The following is a 16211-nucleotide window of genomic DNA, read 5'->3' on the forward strand; positions in this document are numbered from 1 at the left end:
CAACCAATTTATTTTTTTATGCTTTTTAGCTCTAAATTTAGATAATACCCTGTATAAGAACCACTTTTTTTATGATTTTTAGCAAGCTCTTCAACGCTACCTTTAGCTATAACCTTACCACCTTTAACTCCACCTTCAGGTCCCATATCGATGATATAATCAGCATTTTTAATCACATCTAAATTATGCTCTATCACAAACACACTATTTCCAAGATCAACTAAATGTTGCAAAACTACAATAAGTTTATTAACATCTTCAAAATGAAGTCCTGTTGTAGGTTCATCTAAAATATAAAGAGTTTTTCCTGTATCGCTTCTGCTTAATTCTTTAGCTAACTTAATACGCTGAGCCTCCCCACCACTTAAAGTAGTTGCATTTTGTCCTAAGGTAAGATAATCAAGCCCAACTTTTACCAAAGTATCAAGCTTTTGTTTTATCTTTGGCACAGAAGTAAAAAACTCACTTGCTTCAATAATACTCATATTTAAAACATCAGCTATGCTTTTACCTTTATATTTAATCTCTAAAGTTGCATCATTATATCTTTTACCATTGCAAACATCACAAGTTACCATCACATCAGGCAAAAAGTGCATTTCGATTTTAATCTCACCATCGCCACTACACTTTTCACATCTTCCACCTTTAACATTAAAAGAAAAACGCCCTGCTTTATAACCTCGCATTTTAGCTTCTTTGGTAGCTGCAAAAAGATTACGAATTTCATCCATAGCACCTGTATAAGTAGCGGGATTTGAACGAGGAGTCCTTCCTATAGGACTTTGATCAAGATAAATTACCTTATCAAGTTTTTCCAAACCTTCTATCTTAGCCCCACTTAGTTTTTTAACTTTTTTAGCACGGTTAAGCTCTTCTTTTGCAAATGGAAGCAAAGTTTGCAAGATTAGCGAGCTTTTACCACTTCCTGAAACACCTGTAATTGCTACTAAATTATGCAATGGAAAATCTACACTTAAATTTTGAATATTATTAATACTCACATCTTTTAAACTAATAAAATCTTTTTGTTCTCTGTGTTTTTGATGGGCAATTTGCTTTTTACCACTCATATAAAGGGCAGTTTGGCTTTTACTTTTTAATAATTCTTTATAAGTTCCACTAAATACAACTTCACCACCAAATTTACCAGCATTTGGACCAATATCTACGATAAAATCTGCTTCTTCTATTGTCATTTTATCATGCTCAACCACGATTAAAGTATTACCCTTTTGCTGAAGATTTCTTAAAGTTTTAATGAGTTTTGCTGTATCTCGCTCATGCAAACCAATGCTAGGCTCGTCTAAAACATACATCACCCCACTTAAACCACTACCAATTTGAGATGCTATACGAATTCTTTGAGCTTCACCTCCACTAATTGTTCTTGCATCACGCCCTAAGGATAAATACCCAAGTCCTACATCATAAAGAAAAAACAATCTTTCATTAATTTCTTTAAAAATAGGCTTAGCTATCAATCTTTCTTGCTCACTCAAATATGCAAAATTAGCTTCTTTTGAAAAAAATGCAGTGGTATTTTCTATACTCATATCTAAAATTTCACCCAAATTTTTTTCAGCAACTTTTACAGCTAAACTTTCAGCTCTTAAACGATGACCATTGCAATCTTTACAAGTTTTTTCGCTCATATACTCGCTTAAATCTTTTTCATCTTTTAGCATTTCATAGGCATATTTAACCGCGCCTTCAAATTTGCGATTTAAGCGATGTCTTTTCCATAAAAAGTTAATTTCCTTGGCATTACCATAAAGCACTAAACGCTTTTCTTCTTCACTTAGCTCATTATATGGAATTTTTATCCTTATAGCATTTTGCTCGCAAAAGGCCATTAAAAACTTATAATAATAACTTTTATTAAACCCATATAATAGCTTTACAGCTCCTGCTTCTAAGCTTAATTCTTCATTGATAAGCTTTTTCATATCCAGCGTATATCTTATACCAAGACCATCACAACTTGGACAAGCACCTTTTGGAGAATTAAAAGAAAAACTCAAAGGCTCAAGCAAAGGAAAAGAAATTTTACAATCAAAACAAGCATTATGCTCACTATAATGAAAATGTTTTGCTATGTTTAATTCTTCATTATTTAAAACTTCAATTTCCACTTCACCAAAGCTCTCGCTAAGACCTTTTTCTATATCGCTTGCAAGTCTTGCCAACATATCATCTTGCACTTGGAGTCTATCTATCACAAGCTTTATTGTATGTTTTTTAGTTTTAGCAAGCTCAATATCCTCATCAAGACGCGTTAAAACCCCATCAATTTGTGCTCTAACATAGCCTTTTGCGACTAAATTTTCCAAAAGATCTGCAAAAGTTCCCTTTTTTTCTTTGATCAAAGGAGCATAAATGATGATTTTTGCCCCTTTTGGAAGCTTTAAGATTTCACCTACGATATCTGCTGCACTCATAGATGAGATTTTTTGGCCACATTGATGACAATGTTGTGAGCCAATCCTTGCATATAAAAGTCTTAAATAATCATAAATTTCAGTAATAGTCCCAACAGTTGATCGAGGATTTTTAGAAGTTGTTTTTTGATCAATAGCAATAGCAGGAGTTAAACCTTCTATTTTATCAACATTTGGCTTACCCACTTTATCTAAAAACTGCCTTGCATAAGCACTTAAACTCTCAATATAGCGGCGTTGTCCTTCTGCATAAAGTGTACCAAAAGCCAAGGTGGATTTACCACTTCCACTAAGTCCTGTAAAAACTATAAGCTTATTTTTAGGAATTTCTAGGTTGATATTTTTAAGATTATTCTCTTTAGCACCAATTATATTAATAGTATCATTCATAACTTTTCCTAAATATTTAAAAATAAATTTATGATTTTAACATAAGAAAAATTAAAATATTTTTCTTTTTTATAAAGGAAAAATTAAAATACATCCTTAAGTTTTATATAAATAAAAATATATATAATGATTATCAAAATTATTTTAAAGGAGAAAAAATGAAATTTTCAAAAATGGTGTTTTTGAGTTTTTTTATAGCAAGTTCTGCTTTAGCTCATCAATTCTTTCCTATGCAAACTAGCAATGGATATGAAGTAGGTTTTTGGGCTGATGATCACTGGGGACAATATCAACCTGATAGGGTTTTTGGTATAAGTGCAAAAGATTCTCAAGGAAAAAATTTAAAAGCTGGCTATGACTACGAAAATAACAAAATATTTATTGAGGGAAAACCTGCTGTTGCAAGTGTTAATTATGATTTTGGATATTACACATTTACAAAAGATGGAAAACATTATGCACAAAAAAGATCTGATATTACAGATATTACTGGTGCAAATGAAGTCACTCAAACAAGAAAAATTTTCAAAATGGGAAAAAGTATTTTTTCTTGGGATGAAGGTTCAAAAAAACCATTAGGATTAAAATTTGAAATAGTTCCTTTACAAAATCCTTTAACACTACATGAAGGAGATAAATTAAAACTCCAAGTTTTACTAGATGGAAAACCCGTAAAAGGAGTTGAATTTGAAGATCAAAATGATGATATCGACAACATAGCAACAAATGAAAAAGGTATAGCAACAATCACACTCACAAAACCAAAAGATGGTTTACAAATAATAGCTGCAAACATCAAATTACCATACAATCTAGACAGATATGGCGATACTCTACAATTGACAGCGACACTAAGTTTTAAATCTAAATAATTTCAAATTCTTAGTCAATAAAATTAATTTAATTGACTAAGAAATATGTTACATTTTGTAATATATTAATTTTTTATTTATCCTATATAGCAATAAAATATAATTCTACGATACACTAAATAAATTCACTAAAGCAAAGGAATTAAATGAATATTACTAACAAAATATTATGGTTTTTTGTTGCCATTGTCGGTGCTGTTTGTTTTGGCATATTAGCACTCCAAAATGGCGAAAGTATTTCAGCGATTTATCTTGTTATTGCTGCTTTATGTATTTATATCATAGGGTATAGATTTTATGGTAGATATATTGCCTATAAGGTATTAGAGCTAGATAAAAACAGAGCAACTCCTGCTATGGTTAAAAATGACGGATGTGATTTTGTCCCTACAAATAAAATTGTACTTTTTGGACATCATTTTGCCGCTATCGCAGGAGCTGGTCCTTTGGTAGGTCCTATACTTGCTGCACAAATGGGTTATTTACCCTCTATGCTTTGGATATTAATAGGCGGTGTTTTAGCAGGTGCGGTACATGATTTTGTAGTTTTATTTATATCTACGCGTCGTAATGGAAAATCTTTAGGAGAGATGATAAAAGATGAATTAGGACAATTTATCGGCGCAATAGCAATGATTGCTATATTTGGAATTATGCTTATAATTATTGCGATTTTAGCTATGGTTGTTGTAAAAGCTTTAGCAGAATCTCCATGGGGATTATTTACCATCGCAATGACCATTCCTATTGCTGTTTTTATGGGAATTTATATGAGATTTTTAAGACCTGGTAGGGTTGGTGAAGCTTCTATTATAGGTTTTATATTGCTCATATTAGCCATACATTATGGAAGTGAAATAGCTGCTGATCCTTATTGGGCGAAAATATTTACCTTTGATGCACCAACTTTAGCACTTATTATGATGGCTTATGGTTTTATAGCTGCAATTTTACCTGTTTGGTTTTTACTTGCTCCAAGAGATTATTTATCAACTTTTTTAAAAATCGGTGTTATTGTGGTTATGGCTTTAGCTATTGTATTTGTAGCGCCTGATCTTCAAATGCCAAAAATTAATTCTCAATATTTAGATGGAAGTGGGCCTGTATTTGCTGGAGCAATTTTTCCATTTTTATTTATTACCATTGCATGCGGAGCTATTAGTGGTTTTCATGCATTAATTTCAAGTGGCACAACTCCTAAAATGCTTGAAAATGAAACTCATGCATTAGCTGTTGGATATGGCTCTATGCTTATGGAAAGTGCTGTGGCTATCATGGCTTTAATTTGTGCTTGTATTTTACACCCTGGTCTTTACTTTGCCATCAATGCGCCTGCTGCTACTATAGGTGTAGATGTTGCAAATGCAGCTGCTGCTATTTCTAGCTGGGGTTTTAAAATAACTCCTGAAGAAATCACTACTTTAACTACAAATATAGGCGAACAAAGCATATTATCAAGAACTGGTGGAGCACCAACATTTGCTGTAGGTGTTGCTTTGATTTTACATGAATTATTTGGTGGAGTGAATTTAATGGGCTTTTGGTATCACTTTGCTATTTTATTTGAAGCCTTGTTTATTTTAACTGCAGTTGATGCTGGGACAAGAGCTTGTAGATTTATGGCTCAAGATATATTGGGTAATGTTTATAAACCTTTAGGAAATATCAATAATACCTTAGCAGGAATTTTTGCAACAGCTTTAAGTGTTGGTGGATGGGGGTATTTTCTCTATCAAGGAGCGATAGATCCAAAAGGTGGAATTTACTCATTATGGCCACTTTTTGGAGTGAGTAATCAAATGCTTGCTGGCATGGCATTGCTTTTAGCAAGTGCGATTTTATTTAAAATGGGGAAGGCAAGATATACTTGGATTACTCTCATACCTGCTTGTTTTGTTTTAATCGCAACACTTTATGGAGGTATTCAAAAAATTCTTCCTTACAAAGAAGGAGATCCAATCCATAATGCTATAAGTCATGTTGCTGCTGTACAAATAAATACACAAAAAATACAAGAATTTAATTTAAAACTTTCTCAAACACAAGATGAAGCAATAATCGAGCAAATCAAAAAAGATATAAAATTAGCATCTCAAGCTAAAAACTCCAATTTAATAAATGCAATTTTATGTGTGTTTTTCATGATTACCACTTTGCTTGTTATACTTTCTTGTTTTGGAATTTTTATCAAAAAATTAAACATTCCTTTAAAAGAAAGCCCTTATATAGCATTAAAAAAGGAAAAAACATGATAAAAAAACTTAAATTATGGTATGAAAAATCCGAAAGGTTTTTTCATCCCTTAGTTGGAGTTGCAAGCTATGATAAATATCTTGAACATATGAGAGAAAAACATCCTAAAGCACCTTGTAAAAGTAGAAAAGAATTTTTCAAAGATTTTCTTGAAAAAAAATACAATAGTGGCTTAGGAAAATGCTGATAAATATTAAAGAGTAAAGTTTTTACTATACAAATGATTTTTGGTGAAAATCACCAAAAATCAAGCATGTTTTTTTGCAAAAGCTTTCATAAATTCACTTAACTTTTGAACCTTTTCAATGCTGATAGAATTATAAATACTAGCACGAATTCCACCTAAAATTTTATGTCCTTTAAGCCCTATCATACCATTTTCTTCAGCTTCTTTTACAAAAACTGGCTCTAAGTTTTTATCATAAGCTATATTAAAACTAACATTCATTAATGATCTATCCTCTTTTTTGGCATGACCTTTATAAAAACCATTACTCTCATCAATCACATCGTATAAAATTTTGGCTTTTTGTATATTTTGCTCATTGATTTTGTCTAATCCACCTTGATTTAAAAGCCATTTCATTTCAAGATTAAACATATATATAGCAAAGGTTGCTGGAGTATTAAATAAAGAATTATTTTCAGCATAAACGCTATATTTTAACATACTAGGTATATTTTTGTTTTTGCTACGCTCTATCATATCTTTACGCACAAAAGCACAAGCAAGCCCTGAAATTCCTGCATTTTTTTGCACTCCACCAAAAAGCATAGCAATATTAGAAAAATCTATCTTTTTAGAGAAAAAATCACTAGAAGCATCAATTATCAAAGGACTTTTAGTCTTTGGATAGCTTTTATATTGGGTTCCATAAATAGTATTATTAGAGCATATGTAAGCATAATCTGCATTATCGCTAAATTCAAATTGTGGGATATGATCAAACTCACTTTCTTGAGTGCTTGCTACTATTTTTGTATTTACTCCTAAAATTTCAGCTTCTTTAATAGCCTTTTTAGTCCAAACTCCCGTATTAGCAAATTCACAAACTCCACCCATATATAAATTCATAGGTATCATAGCAAATTGCAAACTAGCCCCACCTTGCATTAAAAGCACTTCATAATCATCATTTACACCATAAAGTTCTTTTGCCATTTTGATAGCTTCAAAATGCACTTCTTCAAAAACCTTTCCACGATGAGAAACTTCCATAATAGAAAAGCCTTTACCATAATAATCAAACAAATGCTCCCTAGCTTCTTTTAAAACCTCATCAGGCAGGTTTGAAGGACCTGCACTAAAATTCATCACTCTCATTTTATCTCCTTTTTATAGTATTTGAGCTTCTTTACTCTCATTTATTGAGCAAAGCTTTATAATATCCCCTTTTTTTAGCTTTTCAAGAGAGATATTTTTGCCATCTTTTTGTAAATTTATCAAATTTTTACTTTTATCAAAGAATTTTTTTTGCTGAGTTAAAAGTTCCTCAAAATTATCAAGCTTATTTTCATAATTTAATAATTTTAAATTTAAAACACTCTTTAGTTGGCTTTGTAAAAAATCAAGCTTTTGTTTTCTAAGAAAAAAAGCATTTTCTAAAGACTTAGCTTTGGCTAAATTTTGCAAGTGATCGATTTTGTTTTGATAAAACTTAAGATGATTTAACATTTGGTTTTTAAAACGCATAGCAAGCTCATCAAGTCCTTGTTCTAAGCTTAGTTTATTTGGAAAAATCATATCAATAGCTGCACTTGGAGTTGGTGCTCTTAAATCTGCTACAAAATCACTAATAACATAATCAATCTCATGTCCAATAGCAGAAACAATAGGCGTTTTTAAAGAAAAAATACATCTTGCAAGTTCTTCATCGTTAAAACAAAACAAATCTTCTCTGCTTCCACCACCTCTTGCCAAAATAATCGCATCTAAATTATACTCATTGGCTTTTTTTAAAGCATTTATTAAAGAATTTGGGGCACTTTGTCCTTGGGTAAGGGCATTAAAAATAGTTATTTTGCAAAGATTGTATTCTTTTTGTGAAATTAGCTTTAACATATCTTGCAAAGCAGCTGAAGTAAAAGAAGTAATTATGCCTATTTTTTTAGGAAATTTAACAATGCTTTTTTTAGCATTTGTATCAAACAAACCTTCTTTTTCAAGCTTTTCTTTTAGAGCTAAAAATTTAGCTTCTAAATCTCCAAGACTTGTTTTTTGCATACTTTTGGCAATAAATTGATACCTGCCACTTGTTTCATATAAACTCACATAGCCTCTAAGATCAAGCATATCGCCAACTTTAGGTTTAGCTTGAACAAATTGATTAAAGCCTTTAAACATCACACAAGCTATACTTGATTTTTCATCTTTTAAGTCAAAATACCAATGTCCTGAACTATGAATGGTAATTTTAGAAATTTCTCCACTAAGCTCTATATCATCAAGATGAAATTCTAATAAACTTTTAGCTTTTAAATTAAGTTCTGAAACTTTCATTTTTTTCTTGCAATAAACATAGAACAAACACCAAAACTAAAGCTTTTATACTCTAGCATTTCAAAATACTCACTCAATTCTTTAATAAATTCTTCTTTGCTTAAAAAATCTTCTATCGAATTTGGTAAATACTCATAAGCACTATAATTTTTACTGATAAATCCACCCACTTTTGGTAAAATATTTTTTAAGTAAAAATCTCTACAAGCAGCTATAAAACCACCCTGCTCTCTTTTAGTAAATTCAAGCACAAGTAAAATCCCATCCTTTTTCAACACTCTTGCAAATTCTTTTATAGCTTCTTTTCTATCTACCACATTGCGTATGCCATAACTTATACTTATGATGTCTGCACTTTCATTTTCGAGTGGAAGTTCTTGTGCTTTTGCTTGCACAAAAGTCGCATCAGGAATTTTTTTCTTAGCCACTTCAAGCATGCCTACACTTGGATCAACCCCTTTTATACTAATGATATTTTTATTTGTCCTTAAGGCTTGATTTTGCCATTCTATAATCATATCGCCTGTACCACAAGCCACATCGATAATATCAAGTTCATTGTTAGAAAATTTAAAAACATCTAAACAAGCTTTTTTTCTCCAATTCACATCACTTCCAAAACTTAAAATTCTATTAGCCTTATCATAAGTTGGTGCTATATCATCAAACATTTTAACTATTTTTTCTTGTTTTTGCATGTTTTTCCTAACTATATATTTTTAATTTTTTAATGCTTTTTTCAATTTGTTTTATTGTATTTTCATCATATGAAATTTGTTCTAAATGATTATGTTCAAAATAATTTTTTAGTTTTTCAATACTTTTTTCTTCAAACATAGTTGCAAAATAGCATAATAAAAATTTTATTCTTTCTAATTCTTCTTCATGATTTGTTTGAGATTTTACAATTTTTTTCTTTAAAAAAACTAATTCTTTTCTTAGTTTAAAAGCCACTAAAGACTTTAAAATTTGATTTTTCTCTCCTTGATAAAAACTACAATCATTCTTTAAAATAAAATCCATATCAAGAAAAATATCATTGATTTTTTCATCACTTAAAATAAAAATATATTTTTCTAATTCAAATTTACAAATTTTATCATTACAAATTTGTTTTTCCAAATTTAAAATATAATTTTGAAGTTTATTTTGAATACTCTTTTCAAAAAGAGTGCTAAAAAGCTCAAAGAAAATGCATATTTGCCTAAGACTTACAAAAAATTGCTCAAAACTTTCAAAATTTAATTTTTGTAAAAAATTCAATCTGTCATTTTTTAATCTTTTTAAAAGCACAAAAAGTAAGATTTTACCCGCTTCAAAACTTTGAATTTGATTTGGAAAATGTAAGCTAATATCTTCTTGCTTATCTAAAATTTTAATACATCTAACACTATCAAAAATTTTAGAAAAATCTCCATATAATGCTAAATTTTTGCTGTAGAAATTTTCATCATCTGAAATCTCTTTATAGCTTTTAAAAAAGTGAGGTAAATTAAATTGCTTTGCTTTTTCAAAAGTAGGAAAAACAACTTTCAAAATGACCAAATCTTGCAGATTATTTTTAAACTTATAAAGTAAAAATCGAGCACTATTAATCTCAAAACTAATTCTAGTTTTCTTAATAACACTTCCTATAATTTTTTTACTTTGCTGTTTAAATTCTTTTTTAGAAAGTTTATGATTTTTTTTATCTAAAATATCATGCAGTTTATAAAGTGAAAATCGATAATAATTTTTATTAAATTTTTTATATTTAACATCACAAAAAGGACTTATACGCGTAAAGAAAACGCGTATTTTATCCTTAGAATATATAATTTTTTCTTCTTTTAAAATTTTTATAAAGTCATCATTTTTGAGTAAAAAGCGTCTTTGGACTTCACAAACCATTTTATTTTTTACAAGCTTTACAACCATTCACATAAGCAAATACGCCAAGATAATCAATGATATTGCCAATTTTTTTCTCAAGATCTTCTTGGTATTTATTTATCCCACTATCTTCATAACACACATCTTCTATATGATTGCATTTGCTACAAATTACATGTATATGAGGATATTCATAAATATCATAACAAGTTTTTTGATTTGGAGTGTTGATTTCTACAACCAAACCTTGTTCTTTTAAAGTATTTAAATTTTTATACACTGTAGCTAAAGAGATAGAAGGATATTCTTCCTTAATGCTTTCATATAAAGATTCTATATTAGGATGTTCATGGCGTTTTAAAATTTTTAAAATACAAAGTCTTTGAGGAGTAGCTTTTAAATCACAATTTTTAAGCAATTGAATAAGTTCCATTATTAATTCTCCGATATTTTTTATATAGTATAACGCTTTTTTTATAAAAAAATGATTATATTAAAGGATATTTTTTATCTTTTAATAAATTTTAATCTTTTTACACAAAGATTCAACATCAATTTCTAGAAATTTTTCTACTTCATTTGTTTTACCATGAGTTATAAATTGATCTTCAAATTCAAAACTTACTAGTTTTATATGATAAAGGTTTTCTTTTTGCAAGAAAGTTGTAATCAAACTTCCCACTCCACCTATCTTAGCACTATCTGAAAAAACAAACCAAGTTTTTGTATCTTTTGCCAATTCTTTTAAAAGCTCTTCATCTAAAGGTTTTGCAAAAATCAAATCTATTAAGCTTGCATAATCTAAACCAAGTTTATCTAAAGCTAGTTTTGCCTTAGCCACACCCTGACCAAAACCTAAAAATACTTTATCGCTTTGCACTTTAGATAAAATTTGAGCTTTTGCAAGTTTTATCTCACATGGATTAAAATTTTCATCTAATAAAAAATTACCTCTAGGATAACGAAAAGCAAAAACACCTTGATGAAAATAAGCATACTCCATAATTCTTTCCATCATAGCCTCATCTCTTGGAGCCGCTAAAGTAATATTTGGTATAGCACTTAAAAAACTAACATCAAAAGCACCTTGATGAGTTTCCCCATCTTCTCCTACTACGCCAGCTCTATCCATAGCAATAACTACATTTAAATTCATAATAGCACAATCATGGATAACTTGATCATAAGCTCTTTGCATAAAAGTGCTATAAATCGCTATAAAAGGCTTAAAACCTTCTTTAGCCATAGCTGCCATAGAAGTAACTGCATGTTGTTCTGCAATTGCTACATCCCAAAAACGCTCAGGATATTTTTCCATTAGCTTATCTATTCCAGTTCCACTTGGCATAGCAGCAGTTACACCTACTATATTTTCATATTTTTGAGCTAAATTTAAAAGTGTATTTGAAAAAATTTCTGTCGCACTTTTTTTGTTCATATTAGCCTTTAAACTCTCTCCGCTACTTCTATCAAAAGCACCTACTCCATGCCATTTAGCATTTTTACCTTCAGCTAATGTATAACCTTTGCCTTTGATAGTTTGCGCATGCACTACACAAGGTTTATTCATAGCTTTAGCTTGATTTAACGCATTAATAACTTCATTTAAATTATGTCCATCAATAGGCCCTATATATTCAAGTCCTAATTCTTCAAATAAGAGTCCAGGTGTAATAAGTCTTAAACCCTCTTCAAAACGCTTTGCCATATAAGATGCGCCTTGAGGAAAATACTCTAAAAGATTTTCTATGCGTTTTTTAAACTTTTGATAAAACTGCGTTGCCATTGCTTGAGAAAGGTATTTTGAAATAGCTCCAATTGGCCTTGAAATACTCATTTCATTATCATTTAAAATAATCACACAAGGATATTCTCTATCACCAAGCTCGTTTAAAGCTTCATAAGCCATACCTGCACTTAACGCTCCATCGCCTATTAATACAACAGGCAAACGATCTTCTTTTTTTAATCTTATAGCCTTACAAGCTCCAACTGCTAAAGATATAGAAGTGCTTGAATGTCCTGCTACAAAATAATCCCCCTCATCAGGCTTTGTATATCCACTCAAGCCATTAAATTGTCTTAAAGTATGAAAATTATCTATCTTACCACTTAAAAGCTTATGTGGATAAGATTGGTGTGAAACATCAAAAATAAAAGGATCTTTTCGCACATCAAAAACATAATGCATTCCTATGCTAAGCTCAACTACACCTAAATTTGAACTTAAATGTCCACCATTTTTACTCACTGTATCTATGATAACTTCACGCAAATTACTAGCTAAATTTTCCAGTTCTTTAATTTGCATATTTTTAATATTTAAGTTATTTAAATCTATCATTCATTAACCATGTTTTTGATTTTTTGCAAACGATTGTTAAGGTTTGACTCTATATTACCCGCATCACTTAATATTAAAATACTTCCCTTATTAATCGCATCATCAAGACTAAATTTAATATTGCTTTGTTCTTGCAAGTGTGTTTTTACATATTCAAAATCATCAGGACTTAACTTTAATTCTATCTTAGTAGCATTTTTAAGTTCACTCATAAGTTCTTTTGCTAAATTTAATGCTATAAGTGATGAATTTTCTTCGAGCTCTTTTGCAATCACTTCTTTTGCAATAATTACAGCTGTATCGGCTAATTCTTTTTCATTTTTAGATAAAAACTCATTTAAATTTTGCACTGTATTTTCAAGCTTTTCTACGCTTTTTAAGTATTTTTCCTTCAAGGCTTCTAATTCACTTTCAAAATTCTTTTGTGCTTGTTCATAACCTTCTTTAGTAAATTTTTCCTTTGCATGTTCTAATTCTGTGTTTAAACGATTGTTAAATTCAGCCTCTTGGCTTTCTATCTGCATTTGCAACTTAATGATATTTCCTGACATTTCATCAGTTTTTTTAAGTAAATCTTCAACAAAATCAGGTTGAATTTGTGGTTGTGGGGCTTGTGGAGTAGCTTCTATTGTTTGATTTTCTACTGCTTGTTGTGTGTTTTGGACAGGAGAGACTTGATTTATAGTTTGAATTTCTTCTTGTTTTTGTTCTTCACTAGAGGGCATTTCACTCATAACTTTAAAATGATAACCCTCAACTACATGAGCAGAAATATTTTCAGGTGAAATTACATTGGTTAATTTTGCCATAATCTTACTCTATCATCTCATCAGCCTCACCCACTTGGATAAGACCTTGTTCTGCAAGTTTTTGCACCACTTCTACAACTTTTCTTTGTGCTTCTTCTACATCTTTAACACGCACAGCACCCAAAAAGCCCATTTCTTCTACAAAAGCTTCAGCAGCACGCGTAGACATATTGGACATAAATTTTTGTTTTAAATCCTCGCTTGCACCCTTTAAACCTATCATCAAATCACGCTTGTCAGCAGCTTTTAAAACTTCTCTAATCGCATTAGTACTAAGTTGAGAAATATCATCAAAGGTAAACATTAAATCTTTAATGGTTGTAGCAAGTTTTTCATCACTTTGCTCAATATAAGAAAGTGTTGTTTTAGAGGCTTTTTGACCCAAGCGATTAAGCACTTCAGCAACTGCTCTTGGACCACCCACTTCAACTTTATAAGAAGTAAGACTTTCAAGCTTACTTTCAAGCACAGCAGATACTCTTTTGATAATTGAAGGAGATATATCTCCAAGATTTGCCATTCTTATTACAACTTCAGCTCTTAATTCATCGCTAAAATATTCCAAAGTTTCAGCAGCTTGAGTAGTATCCATATGAGCTAAAATCAAAGCTATAGTTTGCGGGTGTTCTTTAATAATAAAGTCTGCAAGTTGTTGTGGTTTAATTTGTGAAAGATAAGCAAAATTTTGATTATTTTCCATACTTTTGGTAAGTTTTTCCAAAATTTTATTGGCAATTTCAGGACCAAAAGTTCTAAATAAAATTTCTTTTGCATATTCCAAACCACCACTTTTTAAGTATTGATTTGATTGCAGTAAAGTATAAAATTCCTCAAGCACTGCAGTAGCAACTGGCTTATCAACATTTTTTGCTAAAGCAATATAGCGAGAAATTTCAGTGATGACATTAATATCCATATGAGAAAATAAAACTGTCGTTACATCTTCTCCAAGTTGGATTAAAAATATGGCGACCTTTTCTGGCATAGAAAGGTCATCATAGACCATTTTTTGTTCTTCGCTAAGCTTTATCATTAGATATCCTTCTCACCAAATTCGGCTTCATTTTCAACAAGTTTTTGCAACAATAATGCCACTTCTTCGCCTTTTTCATTAGCTACTGCTCTTAATTTTTCAAGTAAAACATCATATTGTAATGCATCCTCATCAAAACTATCTCCAAAACCAAGCTGTTCTTCAACTTTTCTACGAGCAGCATTGAATTTTTCAATAGCATCTTCAGCCTCATCAATAATCTGCCCATCCTTACCTTCCATCTCTTCTTCAAGTCTAATATCTGCAAGCATTTTTTGAGAAAATGGCACAATAACTTTTTTGTAAAAGATAAAAAGCAAAATCGCGGCAAATACATACTTAACAGGTGGAATAAAAGGCTCAACAAATCTTGAATAAAAAGTTTGAACCTTATTTTCAACTTTAGCTGTTCTATGAAATTCCAAATTATTTACTTCAACCGCATCACCTCTAGCAAGATTAAATCCTATGGCACCTTTAGTAAGATTTTCAATCGCTTTAATTTCTTTATCACTCAAAGGAATATATTCATTAGTAACATTTCCTTGATCATCAGTAATTACTTTATACTTTCCATCTACCGCAACGGCTGCAGAAATTCTTTTAATGGTTGCAAATTGCTTAGTGGTGTTGGTAATTTTTTTAGAAATTTCATTATTAGTTGTAGTTTGATTTTTAGTATAAACCTCGCGCGCACCTTTATCATCCAAACCTTCCACAGGACCGATGTTTGAAACAGCACCTGGTACACCTTGAATTTCTTTATCTTTATAGCCTTCTCTATGCTCTTCCAAGGTTTGCTCACTACGCACAACGGTATTTGGATCATATACTTCACTTTGTGATTCTTCTTTAGAAAAATCATAATCAATACTAACCTTTGCTACTACCCTATCATAGCCACCTGCAAATGGAGCAATAGAAGCAACAATTTTTTGCTCTAATTCATATTCTTGATCTCTTTTATATTTAATTTGAGCAGCAATTAAATCACTTTCAAAAGCACCCTCATCATCTAAAGGAATACCTTTTTGATCCATGATTTTTACATTTTCTGGAGTAAGTTTTGTTACTGAAGAAGCGATTAGGTTTTTAATCCCCATAATTTGCTTTTTATTAAGCTTTAAACCTTCTTTTATAGTCAAAGCTACTGAAGCAGTTGGTGGAACTTGTTGTTGGGTAAAAAGTGTATCTTTAGCAAAAGCAATATGAACCGTAGCACTATGAATAGGCTCTAAACTTTCAATCGTTCTAGCAAGCTCACCTTCTAATGCTCTTTGGTATTTTACCTTTTGCTCAGCTTCTGTGGCTCCAAATTCTTGTTTATCAAAAAGCTCAAAGCCTACTTTATTATCTTTTGGCAATAATCCTGCAGAAGCAATAGCTAAACGCTGTTTATATACTTGTTCATTAGGAACTAAAATCGTTCCTTCATTACGCAAAATATAAGGAACTCCACTTTTTTCAAGTTGAGTTACTATCATCGCCGAATCACTAGTATTAGCATTTTCAAATAATACTGAATATCCAGCTTCGCTAGCTACTGTAGAGCCACTTCTAAAAAGGGTTAAAAATACTAAAAATCCAACTACAACAACAATAGAAGTAGCAATAATAATACGCTGTCTTAAACTTAAATTTTGATAAAGCTGACCTACTTGGTGCAGTATAGTTTTATAATCCATTTATTTCCTACA

The 16211-nt window shown here is 30.6% G+C and carries 13 protein-coding genes; 3 read left to right on the plus strand and 10 right to left on the minus strand.

Annotation, left to right across the window (positions count from 1 at the left end; all coding sequences use genetic code 11):
- Nucleotides 1-8: 8 nt before the first annotated feature.
- The gene (gene uvrA, locus L8W64_RS00890; RefSeq protein WP_263672637.1) at nucleotides 9-2831 is read right to left on the minus strand and encodes an excinuclease ABC subunit UvrA; all 2823 of its coding nucleotides are present in this window, start codon (nucleotides 2829-2831) and stop codon (nucleotides 9-11) included.
- Nucleotides 2832-2989: 158 nt separating this feature from the next.
- Between uvrA and L8W64_RS00895 the strand changes: the two genes are divergently transcribed.
- The 3 genes from L8W64_RS00895 to kcuS all read left to right on the plus strand — a co-directional run bounded on the left by L8W64_RS00895 (nucleotide 2990) and on the right by kcuS (nucleotide 6143).
- Nucleotides 2990-3703 carry a DUF4198 domain-containing protein gene (locus L8W64_RS00895; protein WP_220566597.1) on the plus strand — a complete coding sequence of 238 codons (714 nt, stop codon included), beginning with the start codon at nucleotides 2990-2992 and terminating at the stop codon, nucleotides 3701-3703.
- A 146-nt stretch (nucleotides 3704-3849) separates the two neighbouring features.
- Nucleotides 3850-5955: a carbon starvation CstA family protein gene (locus tag L8W64_RS00900; RefSeq protein ID WP_263672639.1), complete on the plus strand. Its 2106-nt coding sequence runs from the start codon at nucleotides 3850-3852 to the stop codon at nucleotides 5953-5955.
- Nucleotides 5952-6143, plus strand: coding sequence for a KCU-star family selenoprotein (gene kcuS, locus L8W64_RS00905; RefSeq protein WP_133319555.1), 192 nt, complete (start codon nucleotides 5952-5954; stop codon nucleotides 6141-6143). The genes L8W64_RS00900 and kcuS overlap by 4 nt, the downstream gene beginning before the upstream one ends.
- A gap of 60 nt (nucleotides 6144-6203) precedes the next feature.
- Here the strand turns inward: kcuS and serC are convergent, their stop codons facing one another.
- From serC to fliF, 9 genes are all read right to left on the minus strand, one after another.
- A complete protein-coding gene (gene serC, locus L8W64_RS00910; RefSeq protein ID WP_263672641.1) occupies nucleotides 6204-7280 on the minus strand; it encodes a phosphoserine transaminase in 1077 nt (358 codons plus the stop codon).
- Between the two features lie 12 nt (nucleotides 7281-7292).
- The gene (gene xseA, locus L8W64_RS00915) at nucleotides 7293-8456 is read right to left on the minus strand and encodes an exodeoxyribonuclease VII large subunit (RefSeq protein ID WP_263672642.1); all 1164 of its coding nucleotides are present in this window, start codon (nucleotides 8454-8456) and stop codon (nucleotides 7293-7295) included.
- A complete protein-coding gene (gene ubiE, locus L8W64_RS00920) occupies nucleotides 8453-9154 on the minus strand; it encodes a bifunctional demethylmenaquinone methyltransferase/2-methoxy-6-polyprenyl-1,4-benzoquinol methylase UbiE (protein ID WP_263672643.1) in 702 nt (233 codons plus the stop codon). Before ubiE ends, xseA begins: the two co-directional genes overlap by 4 nt.
- 7 nt (nucleotides 9155-9161) lie before the next feature.
- A complete protein-coding gene (locus tag L8W64_RS00925; protein WP_263672645.1) occupies nucleotides 9162-10346 on the minus strand; it encodes a hypothetical protein in 1185 nt (394 codons plus the stop codon).
- 1 nt (nucleotide 10347) lies between these two features.
- Complete coding sequence (perR, locus tag L8W64_RS00930) at nucleotides 10348-10761, minus strand: peroxide-responsive transcriptional repressor PerR (protein WP_133319550.1); 414 nt, start codon at nucleotides 10759-10761, stop codon at nucleotides 10348-10350.
- Nucleotides 10762-10842: 81 nt separating this feature from the next.
- Nucleotides 10843-12672 (minus strand): 1-deoxy-D-xylulose-5-phosphate synthase, encoded by a 1830-nt coding sequence (gene dxs / locus L8W64_RS00935; protein ID WP_220566593.1) that lies wholly within the window; start codon nucleotides 12670-12672, stop codon nucleotides 10843-10845.
- Nucleotides 12669-13481: a flagellar assembly protein FliH gene (gene fliH / locus L8W64_RS00940; RefSeq protein WP_220566592.1), complete on the minus strand. Its 813-nt coding sequence runs from the start codon at nucleotides 13479-13481 to the stop codon at nucleotides 12669-12671. The genes dxs and fliH overlap by 4 nt, the downstream gene beginning before the upstream one ends.
- A 4-nt stretch (nucleotides 13482-13485) precedes the next feature.
- A complete protein-coding gene (gene fliG / locus L8W64_RS00945; RefSeq protein WP_039619192.1) occupies nucleotides 13486-14514 on the minus strand; it encodes a flagellar motor switch protein FliG in 1029 nt (342 codons plus the stop codon).
- The gene (fliF, locus tag L8W64_RS00950) at nucleotides 14514-16199 is read right to left on the minus strand and encodes a flagellar basal-body MS-ring/collar protein FliF (RefSeq protein WP_263672648.1); all 1686 of its coding nucleotides are present in this window, start codon (nucleotides 16197-16199) and stop codon (nucleotides 14514-14516) included. The genes fliG and fliF overlap by 1 nt, the downstream gene beginning before the upstream one ends.
- Between the last annotated feature and the right edge of the window lie 12 nt (nucleotides 16200-16211).

Source organism: Campylobacter sp. IFREMER_LSEM_CL1097 (assembly GCF_025772225.1).
Lineage (GTDB): Bacteria > Campylobacterota > Campylobacteria > Campylobacterales > Campylobacteraceae > Campylobacter_D > Campylobacter_D lari_D.

Excerpts from the sequence above, each read along its gene's own strand:
- L8W64_RS00895 (WP_220566597.1), top strand. The coding sequence starts at position 2,990 with ATGAAATTTTCAAAAATGGTGTTTTTGAGTTTTTTTATAGCAAGTTCT.
- L8W64_RS00925 (WP_263672645.1), bottom strand. The coding sequence starts at position 10,346 with ATGGTTTGTGAAGTCCAAAGACGCTTTTTACTCAAAAATGATGACTTT.
- fliH (WP_220566592.1), bottom strand. The coding sequence starts at position 13,481 with ATGGCAAAATTAACCAATGTAATTTCACCTGAAAATATTTCTGCTCAT.
- perR (WP_133319550.1), bottom strand. The coding sequence starts at position 10,761 with ATGGAACTTATTCAATTGCTTAAAAATTGTGATTTAAAAGCTACTCCT.
- dxs (WP_220566593.1), bottom strand. The coding sequence starts at position 12,672 with ATGATAGATTTAAATAACTTAAATATTAAAAATATGCAAATTAAAGAA.
- uvrA (WP_263672637.1), bottom strand. The coding sequence starts at position 2,831 with ATGAATGATACTATTAATATAATTGGTGCTAAAGAGAATAATCTTAAA.
- serC (WP_263672641.1), bottom strand. The coding sequence starts at position 7,280 with ATGAGAGTGATGAATTTTAGTGCAGGTCCTTCAAACCTGCCTGATGAG.
- ubiE (WP_263672643.1), bottom strand. The coding sequence starts at position 9,154 with ATGCAAAAACAAGAAAAAATAGTTAAAATGTTTGATGATATAGCACCA.
- xseA (WP_263672642.1), bottom strand. The coding sequence starts at position 8,456 with ATGAAAGTTTCAGAACTTAATTTAAAAGCTAAAAGTTTATTAGAATTT.
- fliF (WP_263672648.1), bottom strand. The coding sequence starts at position 16,199 with ATGGATTATAAAACTATACTGCACCAAGTAGGTCAGCTTTATCAAAAT.
- kcuS (WP_133319555.1), top strand. The coding sequence starts at position 5,952 with ATGATAAAAAAACTTAAATTATGGTATGAAAAATCCGAAAGGTTTTTT.
- L8W64_RS00900 (WP_263672639.1), top strand. The coding sequence starts at position 3,850 with ATGAATATTACTAACAAAATATTATGGTTTTTTGTTGCCATTGTCGGT.
- fliG (WP_039619192.1), bottom strand. The coding sequence starts at position 14,514 with ATGATAAAGCTTAGCGAAGAACAAAAAATGGTCTATGATGACCTTTCT.